Here is a 24764-nt window from a genome sequence, read left to right on the forward strand (position 1 = left end):
GGCTGGGTGGGCGCGAAGGTAGCGCACAGCTTCCGTATCGGCTTGGCATTCACGGGCTATAGGCTGCCGAGCCGAAGTCAGAAAAGACTTCGGCGCTTCGTAATAAATCCAGTCGACAAGCCCCCGTTTTCGTTCAACGACCGGGCGCGTACCGCGCGCCTCCACCTCTGTGACCCAGCCCCTCGTACCGCCGCCCACCTCGCCGCCGCCCGCCAGCTGGCTCCGTCGCCGGGTGCTCCAGCCCCTGCTCGACCTGCTGAAGCAGGGCCTCACGCCCCACCAGCTGGCCCTCACGGCGGCCCTGGGCTCGGCCTTCGGGCTGGTGCCGATGCTGGGGGTTACCACGCTGATGAGTACGGTAACGGCCGTGCGGCTGCGGCTTAATGTGGCGGCCATGCTGCTCATTGCCCACCTCTGGAGCCCGGTGCAGCTGCTGCTGATTATTCCGATGATGCGCCTCGGCGCCCGGCTCTGGGGCAGCGCCGGACCGGCCCTCACCCTCGCCAAGCTCCAGCACCTGTTCTCCTCCGACTGGCTGGCCGCCCTGCGCCTGCTCTGGCACGCCTTGCTCGGTGCCTTGGCGCTTTGGGCCGTCGGCAGCGTGGTGCTGGGCACCCTGTTCTACTTCGTGCTCCGCCCCATCCTGAGCCGTGTAATGGCGCGGAAATTAGAGGTGAGAAGTGAGAGGTGAGAAGTGAGACAGTAGAACAGCAGCCCCGACTGGGCGACATGCCGGTAGAAACCAGTAAAGAATAAACATTCAAAGCCCCGGCGGGGCGGCACCATTCGTCTTTGGACGGTAGGTGCCGCCCCGCCGGGGCTTTGGGTATTCGGGCAACGGCGGGTTGCCGGAGCTGGTTACGCCCGCTGGTACACCGGCGTGGTTTGCAGCAGGTACTGCACCAGCGGCTCCTGCGAGTTGGGGTCGATAAGCATGAGGTCGACAAACTGGGCCTGGGTGAGGTTGCCCTGGAGAACCGGGCCCAACTCTTGTAGGAAGCTGGGGTCCTGCTGCTCGGTGTGGAAGCCCAGCAGCAGCCGCGGCGCCTCGTTGGGGGCATTCTGCAGGTGCATCTGCGTCAGGTACACGGCCTGGATGTGGGGCTGCTGGGCGCAGTAGGCGCGCAGGGCTTCAATCAGGGCAGTGGGTTCTTCGGCGGGCTGGCTCAGGGCCACCTGCATGTCCTGGGGGGCGGGTGCCTCAAACAGCTGCCCGGCCAGCAGGGCCTGAATCTCGTCAGCGGCCAGCAGCTTGCCCAGGGACGAGAAGGGGTTGAGGGCGCAGTCGGCGTTCTGCACCATCTGAAAGAAGTCGTGGCCGCGCAGGCGCAGGTAGGTTACCGAGTTTTCGGGTACGGCGCCGTTGTCGTAGATGCGCTCCAGGGAGGTAAAGACCGGAATCTTGCTGTCGTGCAATACTTGCAGCTGGATTTCCATGCCTTCCTGGGGCGTCAGCTCGCCGGGCTCCTGGCCTTCTTTGGGCGCCATCACCACGTACACTTCCTCGCCCAGCAGCGCCTGGTAGAAGGGGCTGCGAAACTGCGGGTCCATGGCGGCTTGCAGCAGGAGCTGCTCCAGGATGTTGGTGGGCTGGAAGGCCAGCTGCTCCGGGGCGAGCTGGGCTGGCTGCTCGGGCATGGAAATGGGCGGCGCGGGCGGAATAAACGGCACGGGCGCCGGTGCCGGGGCGTCGGGCATCTGGTAGTTGGCTCCCTTGTAGCGCGGCCCGGCAGGCTTGGCGGACTCGGGGGCGGGGGAGACGGCGCCCTCCGTGGGGGTGGGGGACGGGGTAGGAGCAGGGGCCGGATCGGCCTCGGGTTTCTTCTTCAGGAAATCAAACAGACCCATAGCAAAACAACAGATTAGAGCTGCAAGCTAAGCAGGTTTACCGGAAGATGCAGGCAGAACAGGGCATAAATGCTCGATTTTGGGCCGGCCGGACCTAGCCTGGAGCTTAACGCCAGCGCCGCAGAAAGTCCTGGCGGAAGGCCGCACCCAGGGGCCGCACCTGCCCGGCCACCGTGAGCCGGCTGCTTTCCAGGCGCTCCACCCGGCGCAGGGGCACCACGAAGGATTTGTGCACCCGCACGAAGTAGGCGGCGGGCAGCTCCTGAGGCAGGCGGCGCAGGGTGTCGGGCACCACCACGCGGCCGGCGGCGGGGTGCACCTTCACGTAGTTGCCGTAGGCCTCCAGCCAAAGAATATCGGCCAAATTGACGCGGTGCGTGGTGGTTCCGTTGCGCAGCAGCAGTGACAGCACAAGCCGCAGCCATTCGGCGGCGCGCAGCCGGTGGGGGCGGCCACAGCTCAGAAGCGGAGGCAGCAGAACTGGACATGAAACCAGGGAAGAAACTCCCACCGGCAAGTGCCCCGATGCTGCCGCCAAGGTGCGGGGCTGCCCTGCGCGGGCCAATGCGGCGGGATAGACGGGGCTTGCCCGCCCACGGGTACGGCTGCTATAGCTTTCCGGGGCGTTCATTAGGCCGGCTTCGGAAGGCGGCGGCACGGGAGCAGCTTTGCGGCAGTTCTTCCCGGCTTGGCGGCTGGTCTCCTGGGAAGAACAGGTTGCTCCTGTTTCACTCACTTTTCTGTTTTTTGCCTCTATGAAAAAGCTCCCTCTGCTCCTGGCGCTGCTGCTGCTGTTCATCACCGCCCGCGGCCAGGCTCCGCACTCGCCGGCGGGCCTGTGGCAAGGCGCCCTCAATCTGCCCACCACCCAGCTGCGGGTGCAGTTCAGGCTCACGGCGCGCGAAGGTGGGTCCCTGACCGGTACTATCTCGGTGCCCCAGCAAAACCTCCAGGACATGCCTTTCTCGGGTGTAGTGGTGCGAGCCGACAGCGTACTGGCTACGCTGGAGAAGCTACAGGCGCGGTTTCGGGGCCGGCTTTCGGCCAGCGGGCAGGAGCTGACGGGCGTGTGGCAGCAGAGCGGCGCCCAACTGCCCCTGGCCCTCACGCGCACCAGCGAAGCGGCCGTGGCGGCCGCGGCCCCGCGCCGGCCCCAGCTGCCAGTAGGGCCGTTCCCGTACCGCAGCGAGGACGTGACCTTCGCCAACCCCACCGCTAACCTCAGCCTGGCCGGCACGCTTACCCTGCCCGCCGGCCAAGGGCCTTTTCCGGCCGTGGTGCTGGTCAGCGGCTCGGGCCCCCAGGACCGCGACGAAACCATCTTCGGCCATAAGCCCTTCCTCGTGCTGGCCGACTATCTGACCCGCCGCGGCTTTGCCGTGCTGCGCTACGACGACCGGGGCGTGGGCCAGTCGCAGGGCACCCACGCCGGGGCTACCACCGCCGACTTCACCACCGATGCCCAAGCCGCGCTGGCTTACCTGCGGCGCCACCCCGGCATCAAGCCGCGCCGCGTGGGCATGATTGGGCACAGCGAGGGCGGGCTGATTGTGTGGCAGGCGGCTGCCCAGCCCGCCGGGCCCGACGTTGCCGTGACCCTGGCCGGCACGGGCCTGCCCGGCACCGAGGTGCTGCTGCGCCAGCAAACCGACCTGGGCCGGGCGGCCGGCCTGGACACCGCCGCCCTCGGGCAGATTCGGCGGGTGCATACGGCCCTGTTTGCGGAAATGCGCCGCCTGCCGGCCACGCTGAGCCAGGACGAGCTTCGGCAGCAGCTTGCCACCAAGCTGCGCCAGCTCTACCCCAGCCTGAGCCAGGACCAGGCCCTGGCCCAGACGAAGAGCATTGCCGGGCCCTGGCTGCGCTACTTTCTGCTTACCGACCCCGCCGGCAGCCTGCGGCAGGTGAAGTGCCCCGTTCTGGCCCTCAACGGCACCAAAGACCTGCAAGTAGCCGCCGACGTACACCTGCCCGCCATTGAGCGGGCCCTGAAAGCCGGCGGCAACCGCAACGTAACCGTGCGCGCCCTGCCCGGCCTGAACCACCTGTTCCAGACCGCCGCCACCGGTTCCGAGAAGGAGTATGCCACCATCGAAGAAACCTTCTCCCCCGCGGCCCTGGAAATTATCGGCACTTGGCTGGCCCAGCACGCCAAGTAGCCGCCACGCCACCTTGGTAAGCACCAGCCCCCAGCACGCCACCGATGGTGTGGCCTGTTGGGGGCTGGTGTTTGTGGAGCAGTTTTACAGGAAGTTTATAAACCGTCCTGCTCTATCTGGCGTCCGCTTGTCGAAGCATCTCTACCTCTGGCTAACTGCTGACGCTTGTTCAACGAAGCGGGAGAGATGCTTCGATTGCGCGGACGCCAGATAGAGCAGGACCGGGCAAAGGTGCTCTGGGCGACTTCCTAAACCGCTTCAGCGTCAATTCAGGCTGCTGTGCTAGCCGATTATTGCCCGTCGGAGCCGTTACAGCGGCCCAGCAGGTCGGAGGTTTCGCGGATGGTGTAAGGCGGGTTGTGGTTGCCCCAGTTTGTTTGCACGAAGTTGAGCAGGTTGGTAATCTGCGAGTCGGTCAGGTCCTCGTGGCCGGGCATAATCTGGTTGTACTCAATGCCGTTCACGACCATCGGCCCCCGCGCGCCTTTCCGAATTAGGCAGGGCAGCTCGGCGCGGTGCCGGGCCACGTAGTCGGCCCCCGCTACGGGCGGAATAAGGCGGCGCAAGCCCTGGCCCTGCTCGCCGTGGCAGCTGGCGCAGTGGGTCTGGTAGAGCTGGGCGCCTTCGTTTTTGCGCTCCGTAAAGCAGCCGCTCAGCCCCGCGGCTACCAGCAGCCCGGCCGCCCCAAGGGCGCTCAGGTGCCGCAGCGTGGGCAGGAGCCTGCTCATCGGGCGGCCGTTTGCCGGGTTTCGGCTTCTTCTTTGAGCAGGATGGGCAGGTCGCGGATGAGCTGGTCAACCTGGTCTTTCTCCATGCCATCGTACACGCCCCGGATGCGCCGCCGCGAATCGACCAGGGCGAAGGCGCCGCTGTGCGCGAAGCCGCCGGCCACGGTGGAATCTTTCTGGGCGGCAGTCATATAGGCGCGGGCCAGGGCAAACACCGTGTCGTGGGGGGCGGTGGCGAAGTGCCAGCGCGAGGCGTCCCGGATGCCCAGACGCTGGGCGTAATCCTTCAGCACCGGAATGGAGTCGTGGGCCGGGTCGATGGTGTGGCTCAGGAACAGCACGTTGGGGTTGCCCTTGAACTGCTCGTACACGCGCAGCATTTCGCTTTGCATCTTGGGGCAGATGCTGGGGCAGGAGGCGAAAAAGAAGTCGGTGACGTAGACCTTGCCGGCGAAGGTTTGGTTGGTAATCACCTGGCCGTCCTGGTTGGTGAGGCGAAAGGCCGGCACGGGGTCGGGCAGTGTATCGGCCGGGGAAGTGGGAGCGGAGCGCTTCAGGCCCTGAATGGGCAGGCGCTCCGCCACTTTCGCTTGGTTAGCATCGGTGCAGGCGGTTGGCAGCAGACTGCCAAAAGCCAGTAGGCCCGCCACGGCGGCGCGGCCCCAGGAAAAACGCAAATTGAAAGACATCATACGCAGTTAGCGGGCCGAAGCAGCCCCTGATACTAGCAACCGGGCCGAGTCCTGACTGGTTCGAAATAACACGCCTACCGAGTCGATGCGACGCTGCTGCCCGGCAAAGTAGCTCAGGCGCCGCGCCACGGCCATCGTGTCGGCGGGCTTGCGGTAGCGGTGCATCCAGTCCATCATGGCAGCTTCGGCGGCCAGCAATGCCCGGCGCTGCCGGCCGGCGGCCAGCGTGTCGAGGTTCGGCGCTTTCTGCAACTGCTGGCGTAGGCGGTAGAGCTGGTCCATCTGAGCCATCAGCTCGTCGTGGCGGGCCAGCACGGCTTTCTCGGCCGCTTCGGCCTGCTGTTCCTCACTCTGCAACGACAAACAGCCCGCCAGCATCGGCAGCAGGCAAACCAGGTAGAAAAAGCGGAGGTGTTTCACGCCCGCAAAGGTAGGGAGGAAGTGATGAGGTGAAGAGGTAACAGGTAACAGGTAACAGGTGACAAGTAAGAAAGACCGTCATGCTGAGCCTGTCGAAGCATCTCTACCGCTGGCTAACTTCTTGACGTTTGTTCAACGAAGCGGGAGAGATGTTTCGCGGGGCTCAGCAGAACAAGCGTGTCACTTGTCACCTGTCACCCCATCACCTCATTACCGTCTCACCAATTCACCGTCTTTCCCCACTCCCAAAGCGCCGTGCCTAGCTCCCATAGGCCCCAGGCCAGGAGGCCGAAAACCGTCAGTAGCACAAGTAAAAGAATGAGCAGCAGGCCCTTGCCGCTGCCCTGGTATTTGCCTTCGGCGTAGTGCGCCCGCAGCAGCTCTACGTTGCGGTTGTTGGCTTTATAGGCGAAGTCAAAGAGGTTGCCGACTACGGGAATGGCGCCGATGATGGTGTCGAGCAGCACGTTCAGGGCCATGCGCACCACCAGGTTGCCGCTGGCGCCGTGGCGCAGCATGGTCAGGATCAGCACGCCCGAAATGGCCAGGGAAGGTAGCCCGCCCACCACCGGCAGCAGGCCCATAATGGGGTCGAGGCCGAAGCGCCAGGAGGTGCCGGGCACGCGGAACTGGCTGTCGAGCAGGTGGGAAATGCGCACCACCCAGCGCAGGCGGTCATCGTTGTCGAAGGTAGGCGTCGCCATAGGGTAGAAAACAACAGGCAGGTCAGAGCAATACGCAAGAAGCAGGGAGAAGATAACCGCCTGGGCAACCACCAGCCGGTGCAGGCAGCCACCCATTGTGGTTCATGATGCGGTACCCGGCTCGTCGGGCTCACTAAACACCAGGCTGAAGCACGTGCCCTGACCAGGGCGCTCCACGGCCAGCGTGGCCTTGAGCTGGCGGCTCAACCCCACCACCAGGCGCAAGCCCAACGAGCGAACCTGCCCCAGCTCCAGCGCCGGCAAGCCCCCGCCATTGTCGGCTACAAGCAGCTGGTAGGTACGCGGCGGCCCCGTGGGGTGCAGGGTCACGTGCAGCTGGGGCGGGCGGGGGCTGGTGGCGTAGGCGTACTTGAAGGCGTTGGTGACCAGCTCGTTGACAATCAGCCCCAGCGGCATCACCGTGCCCGTGGACAGCTGGGCTTCGGCCAGGTCTAGGTGCACGGCCACCGTGGCCGCCTCGCTCTGGTAGGCGCGGGCAATGGCCTGCACCAGCTCCGTCAGGTAGGGGCGCACGGGGATGCTGGTCAGGCTGTTGGTCTGGTACAGGTTCTGGTGCACCAGGGCCATGCTCTGCACGCGGGTGCGGCTCTCGCGCAGGGCCTCGATGGCGGCCGGCTCGCGCAGGCTTTTGAGCTGGGAGCTGAGCAGGCTGAGCACGATTTGCAGGTTGTTCTTGACGCGGTGGTGCACCTCTTTCAGCAGCAGCACTTTCTCCTGGTTCTGGGCATTGAGCAGGCGCACCAGGCGCTGGCGGCGGCGGTAGCGGTAGTACACCGCCCCCGTCAGGCCCAGCAGCAGCACGCTGCTGCCCAGCGCCACGTTGCGCAGCGTGCGCTGCTGGCGCGTGGCCAGGCGCTGAATCTGGTTGCGCTGGGTTAGAATCTGGATGTCGCGCTCCTGTTGCTGCGCTTCGTAGCGCGCCTGGATATCGGCAATGGCGCGAGCTTTGTCCTGGTCAACGAGTTGCTGCTGTAAGGCGTGATACGCTTCGCTGTATCGGTAGGCCTGCTCGTAATTGTTCGTTTTGGCGTAAAGCCGGCTGATAATGGCGGTAATAGTACCTTGTAGCTGCTTGGCTTCGGCGCGAGTGGCTAGCTTATTGGCCAGCAGGGCGTACACCAGCGCCTGACGCGGCTGTTGCAGCGAATCGTAGGCCTGCGCCATGGTAGCCAGTATAGTTGCCAGGTTGTATTTGGTATCATTGGGATTGAGTAGAGCCAGGCGGCGGGCGCGCTGCAAGAGGGGTAGGGCCCGCTCGGGCTGGCCTTCCATAATGTGCAGATCACCCAGATTATTGAGCAGCATAATGCGGTAGCGGGCCGCTGAGGCGGCGTGGCGCTCCGCCAGGGCCAGAGCCTGCTCATGCCACCGGCGTGAGGCAGCCAGGTTGCCTTGCGCGGCTACGTCGCCGCCCATGGATACGTACGCCCGAACCAGGCCCAGCGTATCGTGAGCTTGGTGAGCCAGCCGCAAGGCCTCCTGGTTGAGCCGTATGGCATGTTCGTACTCCTGAGCCTGCGACTGTAGATTAGCCAATCCATTGACGACTTCGCTGGCGCGGGACAGGTCCCCGTGTTTCTTCCAGATAGTCAGAGCTTCCAGCCAGAGCGGATGAGCAGCTGAGAAGTCGCCTAAATCATAGTATAAGTCGCCGGCATACTGCAGGGCCATGCCCACGCCCAGCTCCCACCGCAGACGACGGGCTAAGTGCAGGGCCTGCTGAGTTTGCTGCAAGGCGGCGCGCCCCTGGTTGATCTGGAACAGCTGATAGCTCAGGTGCAGCATCGTGCGCACGCGCGCCGTGTCCTGGGCCGGAGAGGAGGCTAGCACCCGGCGCAGGCTGTCAACCTGCCGCCGGGCTTGCCCCACGACGCTACTGCTACACAGCCAGATAAGCAGCAGCATTCCAATCAAACAACGACGCATACAGGCAGTAAGCAAGGGATGATCCGGCAAGAAAGCTAATGGCATCCAACTTACCCGGTGTTTGCCTGCTATAGAAAACAAAATCCAGCGGCCTACAAAGTCCCCGGGCCTGGCAGCTGGCAGGTAAAAAGGCTTCGATAAACAACATCAGCAGGCGAAGCGCCGGCCGCCGGAGCTTTTTCCCCATTTACCGTCGCACCGGCGGGAGCAGGTCAATCCAGCCGTCTTCGCTGACGACGATGGCCAGGCAGGCGTAGCGGCTGCTTTCCACGTAGCGCAGGGCCGAGTTGTAGCGGGAGCCGCGGCTGGAGTCGCCCTTGGCGGTGGCCAGGCCGTCGAGGATGGCGCCGATGGCGTAGCAGGTACCGGCCGGGTCGACGAGCACGGCCCCGTCGATGTTGGTGACCAGGCGCAGCACCGAGGGCGTCATCAGGCGCGGGGCCACCCGGAAGCACTGGCGGGTGAGGCGGGCGGCCTCCTGGGCCGCGCCTTCCGAAATCACCAGAATGGTGCCGTTGGGCTGGCTGGTAGCCTTGAGCGTCAGCTCCCACAGGTAGGCTACGCCGGCCGCGTCCAGGCCCGGAAACACCCGGCTGATGGCCTGGGCGAAGTTGTTTTCCTCTACCGTGCCCTGGGGCAGGCGCGGGGTGTTCGACACTACCTTCATCATTAGCTGGGTGTCGTGGCTTAGCTCCCAGCTGTAGTGCTTGGTGAAGTGCACCGTAAACAGGGGCTCGTACTGCGGGTCGGTGGGCTCGACCAGGTAGCCCAGCCCGAACACGTCGGTGGCGTCGGTGATGAGGGCGGTGCGGTCCTCGCTTAGCTCCAGCAGCTTCCGGATGCGGCGGTAGTCGCGCAGCGGAATGGGCGTTTCCAGCGTAAGCACCGGCACCACGGCGGGGTGGTGGCGGCGGGCTATGAGCATGATGCCGACGCCCTCGTCGCCCTCGTGGCGCAGGGCGGCCACGCCGTTGCAGGCATCATAGAGGCCGTGGGTGCCCTGGGCCACGCGCAGCATAAAGCGTCGCCCCGCCGCCCGCAGCACCTCGTTGTAGTCGCGGTCCAGCACGGGCCGGTCGTCGTCGGTATCCGACTCGCGCAGGGCCCGGCTGGAGTCTTGCAGAAACTCCTGCACCGTGGCCGCCAACAGGGAGGCCGGCTTGATGGCGCCCGTGGGCCCCGGCAGGGCGTAGTAGCCGTGGTACACCTCGGCCGAGAGCTGTAGAATCACCACCACCAGGTAGCCGTTTACGCTCACGGGCAGGGAGCAGAAGCTCACCCGGTCTTCGCCGCGCCGGGCCACCAGGTCGGCCAGGATGTGCTCGGTGGCGCGCCGCAGCAGCTCGTACCAGCGCAGCTTCTCGTACCGGTCCTGGTCCAGGGGGTGCAGGTGGTACACCACCTCGCGCGGGCCGTCGGGCTCCAGGGCGGCGGCATGGGTCTTTACGTCGGCAAAGTCGGTGGGGCGGTAGCGGTGGGCGGCCGGCTCGAGTACCACGGCATCAGGGGCGTCGGCCTCGCGGGCCGAGGCCAGCCCCAGCAGAAACACTTCCGGCTTCAGGTTCCGGTCGAGCAGGTTGAAGATGCCATCGGCAAACAGCTGGGCCGAAACGCGGAAAAGATTTTGTTGTTCCCACATAGGGCGGGGCGGAGCGGGGGTGGGGCCGGAACAGGTGTGCAAACCGACAGGTACGAAAAAAACAGGGCGGAGGCCGGGCGCCGCGCAAGATTTCGGCCAACTTCCCGCCCCGCTCAACCAGAACCTCCCGCTAAAGTGCTTCGGCGTCGCAGGGCAATAAGCACGTTTCGGGGCAACATCGGGCCGCGCGGGCGGTTGTATCCGCATAAAACCGGCTCGTTGTGCTTGCACTGCGCCGCTGGCCGGCGTATCTTCGGTTTGTTTCCCGTTCGCACCCCGTCGTTATGTTTTTCGATTTACTTCTGGCTGGCTTGTTTGCCATGTCGCTGCTGCCGCTCACGACGGGGTACTGCGCCTACAGCTACGGCCGCTCGTTCTGGCTGTGGTTTGTGCTGGGCTGGCTGCTGCCCATCGTCTCGTTCTTTATCCTGTTTGCCCTCATCATCCGCCAGCAGCTCGACCACGGCCAGCGCCTGCTCGACGAAGCCAAAGACATCCTGACCGCCGCCGAAGAAGCCGAGAAAGTACGGCTGGGAGGGAAATGAGGGAAATGAGGGAAATGTGAGGAATGTGAGGGGAATGTGGAGAATGTGAGAAATATGAGAAATGTGAGAAAATGAACCACGAGCCCTAGCAGGGCGGCATATCGGTAGCCCGTCGAAGTCGTAAGAACAGCAGAGCCCCAGCGGGGCGGCACCTCTTGTCCGCGGACGGTGGTGTCGCCCCGCTGGGGCTTTGAGCACATAAGGAGCACTGGTTTCTACCGATATGCCGCCCCTCCGGGGCTCATGGTTCATTTTTCACATTCTTCACATTTTCCACATTCCTCACATTTTCCCCACATTTCCCTCATTTTCAAACAGCCACGCCAGCGCGCCGTGGGCGGCCCAGGCGCCGGTGCTGAAGCAGCCTTGCAGGAGGTAGCCGCCGGTGGGGGCTTCCCAGTCCAGCATCTCGCCGGCCAGGAAGGTGCCAGGGCGGCGGCGCAGCATCAGGTGGTCGTCTACCTCGTCCCAGGCCACGCCGCCGGCCGTGCTGATGGCTTCTGCCAGCGGACGCAGGCCGGTGACAGGGATGGGCAGGGCCGTCAGGGCCGACACTACCGCGTCGGGGGGCGGAAGGTTGGCGGGCAGGGAAGTCAGCTCCCGTAGCAGCGTGGGAGCGGGCGGCCCCAGGCGAAACACGTCTTTGAGCAGGGCCGTGAGGGTGGAGGGCAGCCGGCGGCGGTGCAGCCTGGCCCGCAGCTGCTCGGGCGGCAGCATGGGCTTCAGGTTGAGGTGCAGCCAGGCCGGACTGCCCGCGGCCAGGCGTTGGCGCAGCTCGGGCGTGAGGGCGTACACGGGCGTGCCTTCCAGGCCGTAGTCGGTGAGCATGATTTCGCCGGGTACCGTGCGGCCCCCGCAGCTCAGGGCTACGTTCTTGAGCGGCTGCCTGCCCACCTTTTCCCGAAAAAACGCCGACCACGCCACCTCCGCCCCGCAGTTGCTGGGCGCGAAGGGCTCCAGGCGTACGCCCAGCTCGGCCAGCGGCCCGGTCCAGCGGCCATCGGAGCCGGTTTTGGGCCAGCTGGCTCCGCCCAGGGCCAGCACCGCAGCGGCAGGCGTAGCGGTGACTACCGCACCGGTGGCCTCGTCGAGCAGGCGCAGGCCGCGGGGGCCGTCGAAACCCAACCAGCGGTGGCGGGTCCGGATACTGACGCCCAGGCCGGCCAGCCGGTTCAGCCAGGCCCGCAGCAGGTGGGCGGGCTTGTGCTCAGGCTGCGGAAACACCCGCCCGCTGGTGCCCACAAACGTGCCAATGCCCAGCTCCTGAGCCCACTGCCGCAGGTGCTCGGGCGAGAAGTGCGCCAGAAAGCGGGCAAACTCGGGCTGGCGGGCCGCGTAGCGCGTCTGGAACGTCGGCAGCGGCTCCCCGTGGGTCAGGTTGAAGCCCCCGTGCCCGGCCACCAGAAACTTCCGCCCCACCGTGGCCTGAGCCTCGTACACCGTAACCCGGCAGCCGGCCCGCGCCAGGTGCTCGGCGGCCAGCAGCCCGGCCGGCCCCCCGCCTACCACGGCCACCTCGGGCCCCATTCCGGCTAGTGCTGAAATCGACATGCCGGCAAAATTCCGCAATTCACGCTACACCTCACTTTCCTTGATGAGCTGGCGGCGGTAGTTGGCCAAGATGGTGGACTTAAGGATGAAGCCCACGTACCGGTCGTGGCCGTTGACGACGGGCAAGGCCGGGGCGCCCAGCTCCTCCATGCAGCGCAGCGTGTCCGTGATGGTGTCGTCGGGGCGGACCACGGCGGGCGGGTCTATCATCAGGTCGCGCACGCGGGTGGTGGTGTAGTGCTCGTCGTCGAAGAGGGCGTCGCGCACGGTGTCCAGCGTGACCACGCCGTGCAGGTGGCCCTCGGCGTCTACCACCGGAAACACGTTGCGGGTGGCGTGGCGGAAGGTGTTTACCAGCTCACCCAGCGTATCGGTGGGGCGCACCGGCTGGAAGTCGGTTTGCACCAATTGAAACAAGTCGAGCTGGGCCAGCAGGCCCCGGTCGCGGTCCTGGTGCACGTACACGCCGCGCTGCACCAGCTTGCGCGTGTACACCGAGTACGGCTCGAAGTAGCGCGTAATCAGATACGACACCGACGTAACCACCATCAAGGGCACGAACATGGCGTAGCCGCCCGTGATTTCGGCAATGAGGAAGATGCCGGTGAGCGGGGCGTGCACCACGCCGGCCAGCGTGCCGGCCATGCCCAGCACAATAAAATGCACCTCGGAAATAGGGTAGAGGCCGCTCAGGTTGATGAGGCGGGCGAAAATAAAGCCGCACAAGGCGCCGGCAAACAGCGAGGAGCCGAACATGCCCCCGTTGCCGCCAGCCCCAATCGTAATGGTTGTGGCTGCCACTTTCAGCAGCATACTGCCGGCCGCCACCAGCAGCACCAGCCACACGCTGTCGTCGCGGTACACCGAGAACAGGGAGCCGTCGACGAGCTGGCTGGCGTGGCCGCCCAGCAGCAGTTGCACGATGTTGTAGCCCTCGCCGTAGAGGGGCGGGAAGATGAACACCAGCAGCCCCAAGGCCAGGCCGCCCAGCAGCACCTTGCGAAACGTACCGCGCTGCCGCTCAAAAAACTTATCGGCCCAGAAGTACACCCGAATCATGTACACCGACAGCAGGGCCGTGAACAGGGCCAGCATCAGGTAAAACGGCACCGCCTCCACCGGCCAGGAGGTGGTAATCAGCACGAAGGGCTGGCCCGCGTACAGGGCCTTGGACACCACCGTGGCCGTGGCCGAAGAAATGAGCAGGGGCACGAAATACGCCGCCGACAGCTCCGACAAAATCACCTCGACGGCGAACAGCACCCCGGCAATAGGCGAGTTGAAGATGGCCGCCACGCCCGCCGCCGCCCCGCAGCCCGTGAGCAGGCGCCGCTCGCGCCGCCCGATGCGCAGCACCCGCGCCGTGTTGGAGCCAATGGCCGAGCCCGTGACGGAAATGGGCGCCTCCAACCCCGCCGAGCCCCCAAACGTCACGGTCAGAAACGAGGTAACCAGCTGGGAGTACAGCTTGCTGCGGGGCACGATGCTGCCCTGCCGGGCAATGTTGTAGATGACGGGCCCGATGCCGCGGGACAGGTTGCCGCCCAGCACGTAGCGCGTAAACAGCACGGTCAGGGCCACCCCGATGATGGGGTAAAAGGACAAGGCAAATACCCGGTACTGCTCGGGCACCCAGCTGTAGAGCAGCTCCTGGCTGCTGTGCACCGAGGTTTTCAGCAGCACGGCCGCCAGCCCCGCCACTATCCCCACCAGGATGCTTACCACAATCAGGTACACCCGGTCGTTGACGTGGCGCAACCGCCACAGCAGCAACGGACTCAGTAACCGGTGAATCGTGTTTTTGGGCATGAGCAAAAGTCCCCGCAAGAAACAGGCCGCACCGCCAGCTAGCCTACGCAACCTACTAAAAATGAGTGGATGGTGAGAGGGTGAAGAGGTGATGAGGTAAATGGTGACAGGTAACAAATAGCCCGTCATGCTGAGCTTGTCGAAGCATCTCTACCGCTGGCTAATTCAATCATTCAACGAAGCGGGAAAGATGCTTCGACTTCGCCTCCGGCTCCGCTCCGCATGACGGTCTTCTTACTACCCTAGCACCTCATCACCAAAACCACCCATCACCTACTGGCTCAACGCGGGTACGCCCAGGCCGGCGCCCCGCAGCTCCAGCTTGATTTGCTCCATAAGCTGGCTTTTGGTCTGGAGCACGCCGCGGCGGTAGTCTTCGGCGTCGGTCCAGAAAAACACGCGCAGGTCGACGGTGGTGGCGGTGGCTTTTTCCAGGTTGACGTAGGGTGGGCGCGGGGCCTGCTGCACCTGAGGTACGGTGCGCAGGTAGCCGAGGATGAGGTCAACGGCCACGGCGGGCGTCACGTCGGGGCCCAGCTCCACGCTCACCAGGAAATCCTGGCGCAGGTTTCCGTCGCGGGTAAAGTTGGTGAGCGGCTCTTTGAGCACCAGGGAGTTGGGCAGGAAGATGTGCTTGCCGTCGAAGGTGCGCATGAGGGTGGTGCGCAGGTTCAGGGCCTCCACGTGCCCAATCATGTCCCGAATCTGCACCGTGTCGTTGATGCGGAAGGGCCGGTTGAAGGCCAGGATGACGCCGGCCAGGAAGTTTTCGGCAATATCCTTGAAGGCAAAGCCTACGATAAACGCCGACAGCCCGGCCCCGGCCAGCAGCCCGCTGACCATGCCACTGAGCCCCACCACCTGCAAGGCCAGCAACGCCCCCAGCAGCAGCAGGCCCCAGTGGCTGAAGCGGGTGAGAAAGTCGGCCAGCAGCGGGTCGTCGGTGCGCCGGCGCAGGCGGCCGCCGATGAGGGCGCTCAGCCGCCGGGCCACCACGCCGGCCAGGGCCAGCACCACCACGGCCACCAGCAGCCGGGGCAGCACAAACAAAAACTGCTGCCAGTACGCCAGCAGTACGCCACGCAAATCCTGGTTCATTTGTGCCGGAAAGTCAGAGGTGAAAACGAGAAGAATGAGAAGTTAGAAACTGCGCTTTGGAAAAACAGCCGGGCTACTGCGCTCTGCGCCGCTATTGCATAGAGCTAACGGCATCGGCACAAGAAGGTATGCAGAAGCCCCGCGGCAGGGAGCCGGCGGGGCCAGAAGCTGCTTGTACGCAGAACCAGCCGCCACGATGCCGCCAGCTGATTCAGCCAGCGCCGGAAGGCCGGCTCAGCCGCTAGCTTCGCCCCACTGCCCGGTAGTCACCCCGCCAACGCATCGTTTGACAAGACGAAGCCCCGGCTGCACGAACAACCGAGGCTTCAGGAAGTGGGTAAATAGCACACCCAACCGGTAAGTTATGGGTAAACGTACAGCTTTTCACGTTGTAGGGGCCCGTGCTGCGGGCCGGCAGCGTCAGGGTTTGGGCCGGGGCGGGCATGGGCAAGTGCGGCAGCAGGCCCGTTAGCAGCACGAGGGTCAGCCGGCGGAAAGAGTAGGGCGTTTTCATAGGCAGCGGGGAAAGTCACAGACGGAGCCGCTATCGGCCCGCTTAAGGTACACGCCCGGCTCCATACGGCCAGCGGCACCTGGTAGGCCCTGGGCTTCGGCGGTGCTTATGGTCAGCCCGTTACCGCTTGGGGGCTCCCACCTTACCCGGTGCCGGCTGCTGCGCCACCGGCGCGAAGCGGAAGGCCTTAATCAGGGCTACTTCGGCTGGGCGGTAGGGGCGGCCATCGGGGTAGAGCATGTCCCAGTGCCAGGGGTCGTTGATGGTTTGGTCGGTTGTTTCCCAGGGCAGGTAGGTTTGCTGCTTGCCCGCCACCAGGCCCCAGCTGTACCAGCTCACGCGGTGCCTGGCGTAGACGGGCAGCAGGTCGGCGTAGTCCTTGCCCGGCACGCGCCGGACGGTTTCGGTGCACACCAGGGGCCGGCCGTAAACCTGGAGCTTTTGGATAAGCTTCTCGGCTTCAGCAGCCGTGCCGTAGTGGTGAAACGAGATGATGTCGGACAGCTCGTACATGCGGCGCGTGGGCTTGGTGAAGTAGAAGATGAAGGGCCCGGTGGTGAGCGGCTGCACGGGCCGCATCTGCCGGGCCCAGCCAAACGCGGCCTCCATCAGCGGCAGGCTGCGGGTAAACAGGCCGCCGTTGCCGGGCTCGTTGTACAGGTCCCACACCAGCACCCGCTCGTCGCGGGCGAAGGTGCCCACTATGTCTTTGACGTAACGCTCAAACACGGGCCAGCGGCGGCGGTTGTCCACGTCGGCCGGCGCGGGGCTGGGCACCCAGCGGCTGTTGTGCACGCCGGGCACTGGGGCCGGCTGCGGCCCCAGCTGGGGGTTGGCTTTGGCAAAGTTGACATCGTCGAACAAGCACAGCATCACGGTGAGGCCGTGCTTGTGGGCCAGGCCCAGGAAGGTGGCAAGGCGCTTTTTGAGGCCCGCCGGGTCGTGCTCCCACACCAGCTCGGGCAGGTTGCACCGCACGCTGGTGTAGCCCACGGCGCGGGCATAGCCCAGCTCCCGGTCGATGGTGGTGGGGTCAAAGGTTTCGGCCTGCCACCATTCCAGCATATTCACGGCGGTGCTGGGCACGTAGTTAACACCCCGGATGGCGCCGACTTTGGCGTACCAGGCCCACGCCTTAGCCGCCGGCCAGGGCTGAGTAGCTGCGGCCGGTTGCGTGGCCGCAGGCTGGGCGGCGCCGGCACTGCCCAGCAGCAGCAAAACCGGCAGCAGCACCCGGTGAAAACAGGCTGCGTAACGCATAGAAACGGAAAGCGGAAGTGAAAAGGAAGCCGACGGCAAACACCCAAGCGGCGGCTACAACGAAGACTACGCCGGGCGCCAGTAGGCCCAGGGAGGCTGTTACAGCTCCATGATATCCTCGTTCCAGAGCGTAGGCTCGTCACGAATAAACTCCTCCATCATCTGCACGCACTCCGGCAGGTCCAGAATCACCACCTCCACGCCGTGCGACTCCAGAAACTCCCTGGACTCGCCGAAGGTGCGGGCCTCGCCCACCACCACTTTCGGGATTTTGAACTGCACGATAGTGCCGGCGCACATGTAGCAGGGCATCAGGGTGGTATAGAGCACAGTGTCGCGGTAGGTGCGCTGGCGGCCGGCGTTGCGCAGGGCGTCCATTTCGCCGTGGGCAATGGGGTCCAGCTCCTGCACCCGCTTGTTGTGCCCCCGGCTCACGATGTCGTCGCCGCGGCGCAGCACCGAGCCAATCGGAATGCCGCCCTCCCGGCGGCCCTGGCGCGCCTCGTCGATGGCAGCTTGCATAAATTTGTCCATAGTCAAAAAGAAAGGAGCCGAAAGGTACAGGCAGAAGCTGTCATTCCGAGCGGAGCGAGGAATCTGAATCGCGGATTGAACGGATTACCCGGATTACCCGGATTTCGGTGACGTCACTCTTCAGGTACGTTAGGCTAGCTGCCTCGCCACCAAAATCCGCGCAATTCCTAAATCCGCGTAATCCGCGATTCAGATTCCTCGCTCCGCTCGGAATGACAGGTGCATCTACCGCGCGCAGATGCCTTTGTAGGGGCAATACTGGCACTTGTCCAGGTCGTCGGTCTTGCGAATGGGCTCCTGCGGGTCCAGAATCCGGTTCACCAAACGGCTCAGCAGCTCCTCGCTGTGCCGCACAAAGTCCAGACCATCAGCCGTGAGGAAGCTCATGTCGGCCGACATGGGGCCGGCGGGCAGGTTACGCAGGGAAATGATGGCGGCGTCGGCGGCGGGGCGGCCGCCCTGGGCCAGCAGAAAGCGGTAGAGCCAGAGCTGGCGCACTTTGTCGGCCGAGGAAGTGGCGTCCTGGAGCAGGCGCTCCACGGCGTCGGCGGGGCCTTCGCCACGCTTGAGCAGGCGCAGGTCGTAGGGCTGCACAAGGCCGGTTTTGTAGTCCACCACCCGCAGGCGGCCGTCGGGGAGCTGGTCGACGCGGTCGGCGAAGCCGACAAGGCTCACCGGCAGCTTTTCGCCGCTGGGCAGGGGCACGTACACGGTAGCTTGCAGGGCTTCTTCCTGGCTTTGGATGAGCAAGGGTAGGGCTTCGGGTTGCTCCAGCAGGCTTTCCAGGTAGCGGCGCACCAGCTGGCTGGCCACCTGGCCCAGCACGTGGTTCAGCCCCTCGTCGGCGCGGGCGTGGCGGCCGGCTTCTTCGCGGCGCAGGGCTTTGGCCACCATCACCGGCGCCAGCTTAAGCAGGCCCAGAATATCGGCGGCTGTAACAGGCTGCCTGCTGCTTACAAAGGGCTTAAACAGCTCCTCCAGCGCCTCGTGTACCACCGTCCCAAACCCATCCGGCCCCAGGGCTTCCTCCACCTCGTCGTTCTCCCGAAACCGCGCCACCCGCTGAAAATAAAACTGCAAAGAGCAGTTCAGGTACTGGTTCAAGGCCGTGGGGGAGAGGCCCTTGGTCAGCACGTCCCGCAGCGCATCGAGCATGCCGGCGTCTTTTTCCAGTACAATGTCGCCGGGGGCATGGACCTCACCCCCTAGCCTCCTGCCGTTCGCCTCACCCCCCCGGCCCCCCTCTCCGAAAAAGGAGAGGGGGGAGCCTGACGTCTTTTTAGAGCTAGAGCTAGTACTTTCTAGAGCTACTTCCCCCTCTCCCTCCGGAGAGGGGGCTAGGGGGTGAGGCCAACTAGAGCTAGAAGCTGAGGTCACCGTTAAGTCCTCCAACACCAAACCAGGACTCTGGGGGCGCAGGTCGTTTTCGATTTGGAGCAGGAAGCGGCTCCGCTCGCCGGTGCGGGTGCCTTCGGCGCCGGGCAGGATGTGGAGCAAATCAACCTGGCGGGCGCGCTGCAACAGGCGCCAGAACTGGTGGGCGGTGGCGGCTTCGTGGTCGGCGTAGGTGGGCAGCTGGAAGGTGGTCAGCACGTCGTACGGGAACAGGGAGCTGTGGCGCTTGGGCGCCGGCAGCACGTTCTCGTTGCAGCTCAGGATGATGAGGTGGTCGAAATCAAGGGCGCGGGTTTCCAGCAGGCCCATTACCTGCACATCGGCAATGGGCTCCCCACTAAAGGGTAGGCGGGTGGCCTTCATCTGCTCGTACAAGAACCGCCGGAAGGAGCGCACCGACAGCCGCTGCTCCCGGCAGTCGAACACCGAGTCCAGGCGCTTGACCAAGGTAAAAAACAGGTACAGGTACTCGGCCTCCACGGCCGAGTGCTGGTCCTGGTAGGCCTTTTTGAGCAGGTCGATGAGGGTGTAGCAGGCCCGGATGATGTCGTCGCAGTTGTTCCAGGTGGCAAACAGGGCCTCCAGCAGCGGGTGCCCCCGCCCGATTTCGACCAGCTCCTCGGCCGGCAGCAGCACGGCGTGGCGCTGCACGATGGTGCGGCACACTTGGTCGAGCAAGCCGTGATGCTGTTCCTCGGGCTGCTGGTCGAGCCAACGCTGGTAGCGGCGCAGAAACGGGTGCTGAAGCAGCTTGCTCACGGCCAGGTGGTGGTAGCGCGGCACGCCGTAGCCGGTTTCGGGCGAGCCTTCGCGCACGCCCGTCAGGTGCACCTCAAACAGCAGATCAACCAGGTTGAACAGGGGCGTGCTCTGGAAGTTGAGGCCCATGGTCACGTTGTATTCCGGCACGGCGTCCGGGGGCAGGCCGTGCAGCACGGGCAGCAGCAGGGTTTCGTCGGGCAGCACCACGGCCACTTTGGCGGTGGGCGCCAGGCGCCGCGACTCGGCCAGGAGCTGCCCGGCCACCTTGCCCTGCATGGAGGCGTTGGCCACGCCCACGAAGCGCACGTGGCGCGGCAGCCCCCGCAGCAGCTCGGCCGGCCCCCCGAAGTTCTCGCGGGGCAAGTCGAGCAGGTCCTGGTAGCGGCGCAGGTGCTGGCCGGCCCGGTTGGGCGAGCTTTTTTCCAGGTAAAAGGCGTCACCGTCGAAGTGCACCTCCGCGAGGCCGGCTTTGCGCAAGAGGCGCAAGAGCTTTTCTTCGGACTTCGACAGAAAGCCCAAGCCCAGGAACACGTGGTGGGGTAGGGTTTCGCCAGCTTCCAGGCGGGCTTGCACGCGGTTTACGCCCAGGCGGTAGGCCAGGCCGGGGTAGGCGAGGTGGTCGTGCTCCATGCGGCGGCGCAGGCGGCGGTACACCTTCTCCAGGTCGTCCCAGAAGCGGAAGTAGGCGGCCGTGGTGCTCTGCGGAGCCGGCTCGGCGGTCAGCTCCCAGCGCTCCAGGGCCTTGGCCTGGCTCAGGTACTCGAACACCTTGCGCGGGGAGGCCAAGTTCTGGTCGAGGTTGGAGAAGTCCTGGAGCAGCAGGCCGGCCCAGCCCACAAACTGGTCGAAGTCGAGCTTGGCGTCGATGTCGCGCAGAATCTCGAACAGCAGCAGTTGCAAGGCAATGGGCTCCTCCACCTGCACGCCGGCCAGCTCCACCATGTAGTCTTCCATGGCCGCGATGCGCGGGCTCCACAGGGCCTGCCCGGCGTCGGCGGCCAGGCTCAGCTCGTTCTGCAAGTATACTACCGCCCGGCGCGTGGGCACCACCACCACCAGGTCCGACAGCTCGTCGGTGGGGCCGTAGCGGGCCACCAGCTCCCGCGCCATCCGCGTGAGAAAAGGCGTGGCATCGGGTAGGGCTGAGGCAGGAGCAGCAGCAGAAACGGGAGCGGCGGGCGAGACTATCATACCGGGTAAAGGTAACGCCGGCCGGGTCGGAAACAGTTTCGCTACGGAAAGCCCGGCGGTTATCTTGCGCGGGATTCGCAACCTACATCAGCCGTGCAGCTTCAATTTTATTGTCGGGGCAATTTGTGCTTGCCTGCCCTTTTTGATTTTTGGCGTCAACTTGCCGGCGCTGGGCTGCTACTACTCTTTCTGCTCAAACTACTCGCCCATCCCAAGGTGAAAGACTTTCTCAACCGCTAATCCTCAGCTCCTCCTTAACCCAAACCCCTCGAAAGCACGTACCCGGTAGCACACATCAACCACCCGTACCTGTTCTTTCGATGGATCCTACCCAACTCAGCCTCGAACTCCGCCACGGCCAAAACGCCGACCTCAAACGCCGCCGCTGGATTATCGGCCTGTCCATGCTGGGCGTGGCCGCCGGCCAGATTGTGAGCCTGTACCAGACCGGCATCATCAAGCACCTGCCCGACCCACCCCTGGACATCTTCAACTCCGACAAGGTAGACGCCTCCGACTACGGCTACAAGCGCCTCGACACGCCCGACGCCCTGCCGATGATTGTGACCTACGGCATTACGGCCAGCCTGGCCGGGGCCGGCGGCATGAACCGCGCCGCCCAGCAGCCCCTGCTGCCCGTGGCTATGGGCGTTAAAACCCTGTTCGACACGCTGACGACCATCAAGCTCGGCCAGGAAGAGTGGGCCGAAAACAAGGCCCTATGCTTCTACTGTCAGGTAGCCTCCGTGGCTTCCATTGCCTCGCTGGCCCTGGCCGTGCCCGAGGCGTTGAAGGGCCTGCGGAAGCTGATGGGTAAATAGTCGCCCCAACCGCTGCACCAGCAAACGCCCCCGCATCATGCCGATACGGGGGCGTTTTTTTGCGGCGGCTCGTTATCAGTTTGTGGGCTGGGGGAGCAGGCGCGTAACCAACGTGCCTAGCACTAGGCCGCAGGCCAGCCCGCCGAGGTGGGCCGCGTTATCAGTGCCGGGCATTATCCAGCCCAGCAGCAGGTTGATGGCGCATAATGCGCCGGGCAATGCCAACAGTACACTCCGCTCATCGGCCGGAACGCGCGGGCTAAGCACCAGGGCCGCTGCCAGCCCGAACAAGCCAAAGATGCCGCCAGAAGCCCCGACACTTACAGTATCAGGGTGCCACCAGGTACTCAGCAGGCTGGCGCCTACAATGCAAAGTAGATACAGCAGCACCAGACGAACCGGGCCTACCAGCCGCTCCAGCAGCCAGCCCATAAGGCCCAGGGTCACCATATTCTGCAGCCAGTGCATAAGCCCACCGTGTAGAAAGCCGCTGGCGAGCAGCCGCCACCAATGCCCCGCCTGTATCAGCGGGCCGTAGTTGCCACCCCAGGCCAGCAGGTCCGAAGCCTGAAACGATACGTCGCCCAGCCGGAACACCATCACCACAAATACGACACTGTTGAGCAGGAGCAGCAGGGGAGTGACCTGGTACCCGGCCCTCGGTAGCACGTAGGGCGCTACCTCCCGCCACACGGAAGCAGGACGCTGGCCTTTCTGCCACTTCATAAGCTCCAAAGCCGATAGACGTGGGAAAAGCAGCATGAGTAAGTACACGCCCAGCGTTATTCCAAGGCTCAAGCCAAGGCGAAGAAGCGGGGCGTAGATACGCTCCTGAAATGGCTTCGACTGGGGTAATAGGAGCAGCGGCGCCGAGGTGGAGCTTTGGTAAAACGGGCTGTTTCTTGCGGCAGTTTGAAATTCCTGTAGCTTATCCTCGGCCGTAGCATGCGTCAGGTAAGTAAACCCGGTTAAACCGGCTTGCTGAAAAAGCGAATCGCACCGAGCTATAAACTGCCTGTAGCGAATTTCTTTTTCCGCGTCTGAAAGGCTCATGGGCATGGATTCCTGCTCGTGCCAGGCCAGCCACGCCGGAACAGCATGGGGCGTTGTGTCGGCCGGGCTATCCAGCAGGGGGCAGGCAACATACACGTCTAGTTGCAACGTATTGTTGTTTTTGCCCGTGACAGTGTTGGTAGTTTGCACACCTATACCGGCCTTATAAGGGTAGGCATGTTGAAAGGCGTAAAAGCGAGTAGTTGGCTGGTTTAGTACCAGGGAGGGGCGACTGAGTGTTGTGAGTTGCCCTGTGGCTGCTCGTAAATAGTCACCCAGGAAAAGGGCGGCAAACGTCAGCCCGATACCGGGTACCAGATAAAATAACGTAACCCACCTATCATCTGCTCCTCGTCGCAGGAGCTTCAGTCGGGGACGAAGCAGCACTACTAGCATCAGCCCCGAAAAGGCAAAGCTCACCCAGTAGTGGATGGCGAACGTAGGATCATACAGTTTCCAGTATAGCACCACTACCCCGTATAGTAGCCCAAACAGGGCCAAAAAGCAGAGACTAATGGCCACTAGAGGCAGAAAAATATAACGTAGCTTAAAGAGGTAAGCGTTTAGCATAGGCGAAAACTAAAGAGTGATAAGTGCCTCAAAAGCACGAGGGGCTACGAATGCCCGGCGCCGACCATCGTTCCCGGTGCGGCTTCCTGGGGAGCAGGCGCCACGTAGCCCCGCAACGACCGGATGGCCATCAGCAGACTGACCACCGTAAGCATGGCCCCGGTCAGGAAGGCGGCGCCGGGGAAATGCACGGGCGCTTTGGGGCCAGTGAAGAAGGAAAATAGATTGGTCATCAGCGGCGGTCCGATGATGGAAGTGAGGCTGACCAGGCTGGTCAGCGCGCCTTGCAGCTCGCCCTGCTCCGAGGGTGGCACCTGCCCCGACATAATCCCTTGCAAGGCCGGCACCGCAATGCCGCCCAGGCAGTAGGGCACCAAAAACGCAAACATCATCCACCCGTGGGTGGCAAAGGCAAACAGCGTGAAGCCCACCGCGTACAGCCCCAGTCCCAGCAGCACCGAGCGTTTCATGCCCAGCCGCGGGGCCGAGTAGCGTATCAATACGCCCTGCACCAGGCCCGAGAGCAGGCCCACCGCGCCCAGCGAGTTGCCCACCTGGTCTTCGGTCCAGCCGAAGCGGTACATGGTGAAGTACGACCAGGTGCCTTGCGTGGCGTGGGAGGCAATGTAGATGGGCACCAGCGCGCCCACCAGTCCCAAAATCACGGGGTACTTGCGCAGCTGCCGCAACGAGCCGATGGGGTTGGCCCGCTTCCAGTCGAAGGGGCGGCGCTGCTCCTTGGGCAAGGACTCGGGCAGCACGAAGAAGCCGTAGAGCCAGTTGAGCAGGGTAAGACCCGCGGCGGCCAGAAACGGCGCCTGGTGCCCAAACTGCGCCAGCTTGCCGCCCAGCACCGGCCCGATGATGAAGCCCATGCCAAAGGCCGCCCCAATCATGCCGAAGTTCTGCGCCCGGTTTTCGGGCGTGCTGATGTCGGCAATGTAGGCCGAGGCCGTGGTGAAGCTGGCCCCGGTGATGCCCGCCACAATGCGCCCCACAAACAGCCACCCGATGCTGGGCGCAAAGGCCAGAAACAGGTAGTCGATGCCGAAGCCGAACAGAGCCGTGAGCAGTACCGGCCGCCGGCCGTACTGGTCGGACAGGTTGCCCAGCACCGGCGAAAAGAAAAACTGCATCGAGGCAAAGGCAAACATCATCCACCCCCCGTAGCGCGAGGCATCCGACAGCGTACCGCCGGTGAGATGGGTAATCAGCTTGGGCAGCACCGGAATGATGATGCCAAACCCAATTACATCGAGCAGCAGCGTGATAAAGATGAAGGCCAGAGCTGGCTTGCGGGCAAGGGACATGGCAAAGCAAAAAGGAGGCGCCGAAAATACAGAATTGCGGTGGGGGTGAGGTGACGGGTAACACGTGACAGGTGACAGGAGGAACGTCATGCTGAGCGAAGCCGAAGCATCTCTCCCGCTTCGTTGCAGTGCTATCCAGACAAAGCGGTAGAGATGCTTCAACTGCGGCTACGCCTCCGCTCAGCATGACCGTTCTACTTGTCACCTGTCACCT

General features: G+C 64.3%; 21 protein-coding genes. 4 read left to right on the plus strand and 17 right to left on the minus strand.

What is annotated here, in order from left to right:
* Window positions 1-169 precede the first annotated feature (169 nt).
* Complete coding sequence (locus OIS53_RS03115) at window positions 170-691, plus strand: DUF2062 domain-containing protein (protein ID WP_264680931.1); 522 nt, start codon at window positions 170-172, stop codon at window positions 689-691.
* 167 nt (window positions 692-858) lie between these two features.
* Here OIS53_RS03115 and OIS53_RS03120 read toward each other — a convergent pair whose 3' ends face one another.
* Window positions 859-1848 carry an enhanced serine sensitivity protein SseB gene (locus OIS53_RS03120; protein ID WP_264680932.1) on the minus strand — a complete coding sequence of 330 codons (990 nt, stop codon included), beginning with the start codon at window positions 1846-1848 and terminating at the stop codon, window positions 859-861.
* A 106-nt stretch (window positions 1849-1954) separates the two neighbouring features.
* Window positions 1955-2260 (minus strand): LytR/AlgR family response regulator transcription factor, encoded by a 306-nt coding sequence (locus OIS53_RS03125; RefSeq protein ID WP_264680933.1) that lies wholly within the window; start codon window positions 2258-2260, stop codon window positions 1955-1957.
* 343 nt (window positions 2261-2603) lie between these two features.
* On the opposite strand from OIS53_RS03125, the gene OIS53_RS03130 reads away from it, so the two are divergent.
* Window positions 2604-4007, plus strand: coding sequence for an alpha/beta hydrolase family protein (locus OIS53_RS03130; RefSeq protein WP_264680934.1), 1404 nt, complete (start codon window positions 2604-2606; stop codon window positions 4005-4007).
* A 290-nt stretch (window positions 4008-4297) separates the two neighbouring features.
* On the opposite strand, the gene OIS53_RS03135 is transcribed toward OIS53_RS03130, so the two are convergent.
* The 6 genes from OIS53_RS03135 to OIS53_RS03160 form a co-directional block, all read right to left on the minus strand.
* Window positions 4298-4735, minus strand: coding sequence for a c-type cytochrome (locus OIS53_RS03135; protein ID WP_264680935.1), 438 nt, complete (start codon window positions 4733-4735; stop codon window positions 4298-4300).
* Complete coding sequence (locus tag OIS53_RS03140; protein ID WP_264680936.1) at window positions 4732-5424, minus strand: SCO family protein; 693 nt, start codon at window positions 5422-5424, stop codon at window positions 4732-4734. Before OIS53_RS03140 ends, OIS53_RS03135 begins: the two co-directional genes overlap by 4 nt.
* Window positions 5425-5433: 9 nt before the next feature.
* Complete coding sequence (locus OIS53_RS03145; RefSeq protein ID WP_264680937.1) at window positions 5434-5847, minus strand: hypothetical protein; 414 nt, start codon at window positions 5845-5847, stop codon at window positions 5434-5436.
* Window positions 5848-6065: 218 nt separating this feature from the next.
* The gene (locus OIS53_RS03150) at window positions 6066-6551 is read right to left on the minus strand and encodes a DUF4112 domain-containing protein (RefSeq protein WP_264680938.1); all 486 of its coding nucleotides are present in this window, start codon (window positions 6549-6551) and stop codon (window positions 6066-6068) included.
* Between the two features lie 102 nt (window positions 6552-6653).
* On the minus strand, window positions 6654-8498 hold the full coding sequence (locus OIS53_RS03155; protein WP_264680939.1) for a histidine kinase dimerization/phosphoacceptor domain -containing protein: 1845 nt from the start codon (window positions 8496-8498) through the stop codon (window positions 6654-6656).
* Window positions 8499-8685: 187 nt separating this feature from the next.
* On the minus strand, window positions 8686-10179 hold the full coding sequence (locus OIS53_RS03160; RefSeq protein WP_264680940.1) for a DNA integrity scanning protein DisA nucleotide-binding domain protein: 1494 nt from the start codon (window positions 10177-10179) through the stop codon (window positions 8686-8688).
* A 242-nt stretch (window positions 10180-10421) separates the two neighbouring features.
* Here OIS53_RS03160 and OIS53_RS03165 point away from each other — a divergent pair, with 242 nt between their 5' ends.
* Window positions 10422-10682 (plus strand): hypothetical protein, encoded by a 261-nt coding sequence (locus OIS53_RS03165; RefSeq protein WP_264680941.1) that lies wholly within the window; start codon window positions 10422-10424, stop codon window positions 10680-10682.
* Window positions 10683-10964: 282 nt separating this feature from the next.
* Here the strand turns inward: OIS53_RS03165 and OIS53_RS03170 are convergent, their stop codons facing one another.
* The 7 genes from OIS53_RS03170 to OIS53_RS03200 all read right to left on the minus strand — a co-directional run bounded on the left by OIS53_RS03170 (window position 10965) and on the right by OIS53_RS03200 (window position 20796).
* Window positions 10965-12233 (minus strand): BaiN/RdsA family NAD(P)/FAD-dependent oxidoreductase, encoded by a 1269-nt coding sequence (locus OIS53_RS03170; protein ID WP_264680942.1) that lies wholly within the window; start codon window positions 12231-12233, stop codon window positions 10965-10967.
* Window positions 12234-12257: 24 nt separating this feature from the next.
* Window positions 12258-14042 (minus strand): chloride channel protein, encoded by a 1785-nt coding sequence (locus tag OIS53_RS03175; protein WP_264680943.1) that lies wholly within the window; start codon window positions 14040-14042, stop codon window positions 12258-12260.
* 273 nt (window positions 14043-14315) lie between these two features.
* On the minus strand, window positions 14316-15140 hold the full coding sequence (locus tag OIS53_RS03180) for a mechanosensitive ion channel family protein (RefSeq protein WP_264680944.1): 825 nt from the start codon (window positions 15138-15140) through the stop codon (window positions 14316-14318).
* A gap of 241 nt (window positions 15141-15381) precedes the next feature.
* Window positions 15382-15654 (minus strand): hypothetical protein, encoded by a 273-nt coding sequence (locus tag OIS53_RS03185; RefSeq protein ID WP_264680945.1) that lies wholly within the window; start codon window positions 15652-15654, stop codon window positions 15382-15384.
* A 120-nt stretch (window positions 15655-15774) separates the two neighbouring features.
* Window positions 15775-16914 (minus strand): glycoside hydrolase 5 family protein, encoded by a 1140-nt coding sequence (locus OIS53_RS03190; RefSeq protein ID WP_264680946.1) that lies wholly within the window; start codon window positions 16912-16914, stop codon window positions 15775-15777.
* Between the two features lie 99 nt (window positions 16915-17013).
* Window positions 17014-17448: a nucleoside deaminase gene (locus OIS53_RS03195; protein WP_264680947.1), complete on the minus strand. Its 435-nt coding sequence runs from the start codon at window positions 17446-17448 to the stop codon at window positions 17014-17016.
* Between the two features lie 225 nt (window positions 17449-17673).
* Window positions 17674-20796 carry a PD-(D/E)XK nuclease family protein gene (locus OIS53_RS03200; RefSeq protein WP_264680948.1) on the minus strand — a complete coding sequence of 1041 codons (3123 nt, stop codon included), beginning with the start codon at window positions 20794-20796 and terminating at the stop codon, window positions 17674-17676.
* Between the two features lie 320 nt (window positions 20797-21116).
* Here OIS53_RS03200 and OIS53_RS03205 point away from each other — a divergent pair, with 320 nt between their 5' ends.
* Complete coding sequence (locus tag OIS53_RS03205; protein ID WP_264680949.1) at window positions 21117-21617, plus strand: vitamin K epoxide reductase family protein; 501 nt, start codon at window positions 21117-21119, stop codon at window positions 21615-21617.
* A 75-nt stretch (window positions 21618-21692) separates the two neighbouring features.
* Here OIS53_RS03205 and OIS53_RS03210 read toward each other — a convergent pair whose 3' ends face one another.
* On the minus strand, window positions 21693-22343 hold the full coding sequence (locus OIS53_RS03210) for a rhomboid family intramembrane serine protease (RefSeq protein WP_264680950.1): 651 nt from the start codon (window positions 22341-22343) through the stop codon (window positions 21693-21695).
* 941 nt (window positions 22344-23284) lie between these two features.
* Window positions 23285-24550, minus strand: coding sequence for a TCR/Tet family MFS transporter (locus OIS53_RS03215; RefSeq protein ID WP_264680951.1), 1266 nt, complete (start codon window positions 24548-24550; stop codon window positions 23285-23287).
* Window positions 24551-24764: the final 214 nt, after the last annotated feature.

The organism is Hymenobacter sp. YIM 151500-1 (assembly GCF_025979885.1).
Lineage (GTDB): Bacteria > Bacteroidota > Bacteroidia > Cytophagales > Hymenobacteraceae > Hymenobacter.

Excerpts from the sequence above, each read along its gene's own strand:
- OIS53_RS03185 (WP_264680945.1), bottom strand. The coding sequence starts at position 15,654 with ATGAAAACGCCCTACTCTTTCCGCCGGCTGACCCTCGTGCTGCTAACG.
- OIS53_RS03175 (WP_264680943.1), bottom strand. The coding sequence starts at position 14,042 with ATGCCCAAAAACACGATTCACCGGTTACTGAGTCCGTTGCTGCTGTGG.
- OIS53_RS03200 (WP_264680948.1), bottom strand. The coding sequence starts at position 20,796 with ATGATAGTCTCGCCCGCCGCTCCCGTTTCTGCTGCTGCTCCTGCCTCA.
- OIS53_RS03180 (WP_264680944.1), bottom strand. The coding sequence starts at position 15,140 with ATGAACCAGGATTTGCGTGGCGTACTGCTGGCGTACTGGCAGCAGTTT.
- OIS53_RS03195 (WP_264680947.1), bottom strand. The coding sequence starts at position 17,448 with ATGGACAAATTTATGCAAGCTGCCATCGACGAGGCGCGCCAGGGCCGC.
- OIS53_RS03210 (WP_264680950.1), bottom strand. The coding sequence starts at position 22,343 with ATGAAGTGGCAGAAAGGCCAGCGTCCTGCTTCCGTGTGGCGGGAGGTA.
- OIS53_RS03170 (WP_264680942.1), bottom strand. The coding sequence starts at position 12,233 with ATGTCGATTTCAGCACTAGCCGGAATGGGGCCCGAGGTGGCCGTGGTA.
- OIS53_RS03130 (WP_264680934.1), top strand. The coding sequence starts at position 2,604 with ATGAAAAAGCTCCCTCTGCTCCTGGCGCTGCTGCTGCTGTTCATCACC.
- OIS53_RS03140 (WP_264680936.1), bottom strand. The coding sequence starts at position 5,424 with ATGTCTTTCAATTTGCGTTTTTCCTGGGGCCGCGCCGCCGTGGCGGGC.
- OIS53_RS03120 (WP_264680932.1), bottom strand. The coding sequence starts at position 1,848 with ATGGGTCTGTTTGATTTCCTGAAGAAGAAACCCGAGGCCGATCCGGCC.
- OIS53_RS03150 (WP_264680938.1), bottom strand. The coding sequence starts at position 6,551 with ATGGCGACGCCTACCTTCGACAACGATGACCGCCTGCGCTGGGTGGTG.
- OIS53_RS03165 (WP_264680941.1), top strand. The coding sequence starts at position 10,422 with ATGTTTTTCGATTTACTTCTGGCTGGCTTGTTTGCCATGTCGCTGCTG.
- OIS53_RS03190 (WP_264680946.1), bottom strand. The coding sequence starts at position 16,914 with ATGCGTTACGCAGCCTGTTTTCACCGGGTGCTGCTGCCGGTTTTGCTG.
- OIS53_RS03155 (WP_264680939.1), bottom strand. The coding sequence starts at position 8,498 with ATGCGTCGTTGTTTGATTGGAATGCTGCTGCTTATCTGGCTGTGTAGC.
- OIS53_RS03205 (WP_264680949.1), top strand. The coding sequence starts at position 21,117 with ATGGATCCTACCCAACTCAGCCTCGAACTCCGCCACGGCCAAAACGCC.
- OIS53_RS03215 (WP_264680951.1), bottom strand. The coding sequence starts at position 24,550 with ATGTCCCTTGCCCGCAAGCCAGCTCTGGCCTTCATCTTTATCACGCTG.
- OIS53_RS03135 (WP_264680935.1), bottom strand. The coding sequence starts at position 4,735 with ATGAGCAGGCTCCTGCCCACGCTGCGGCACCTGAGCGCCCTTGGGGCG.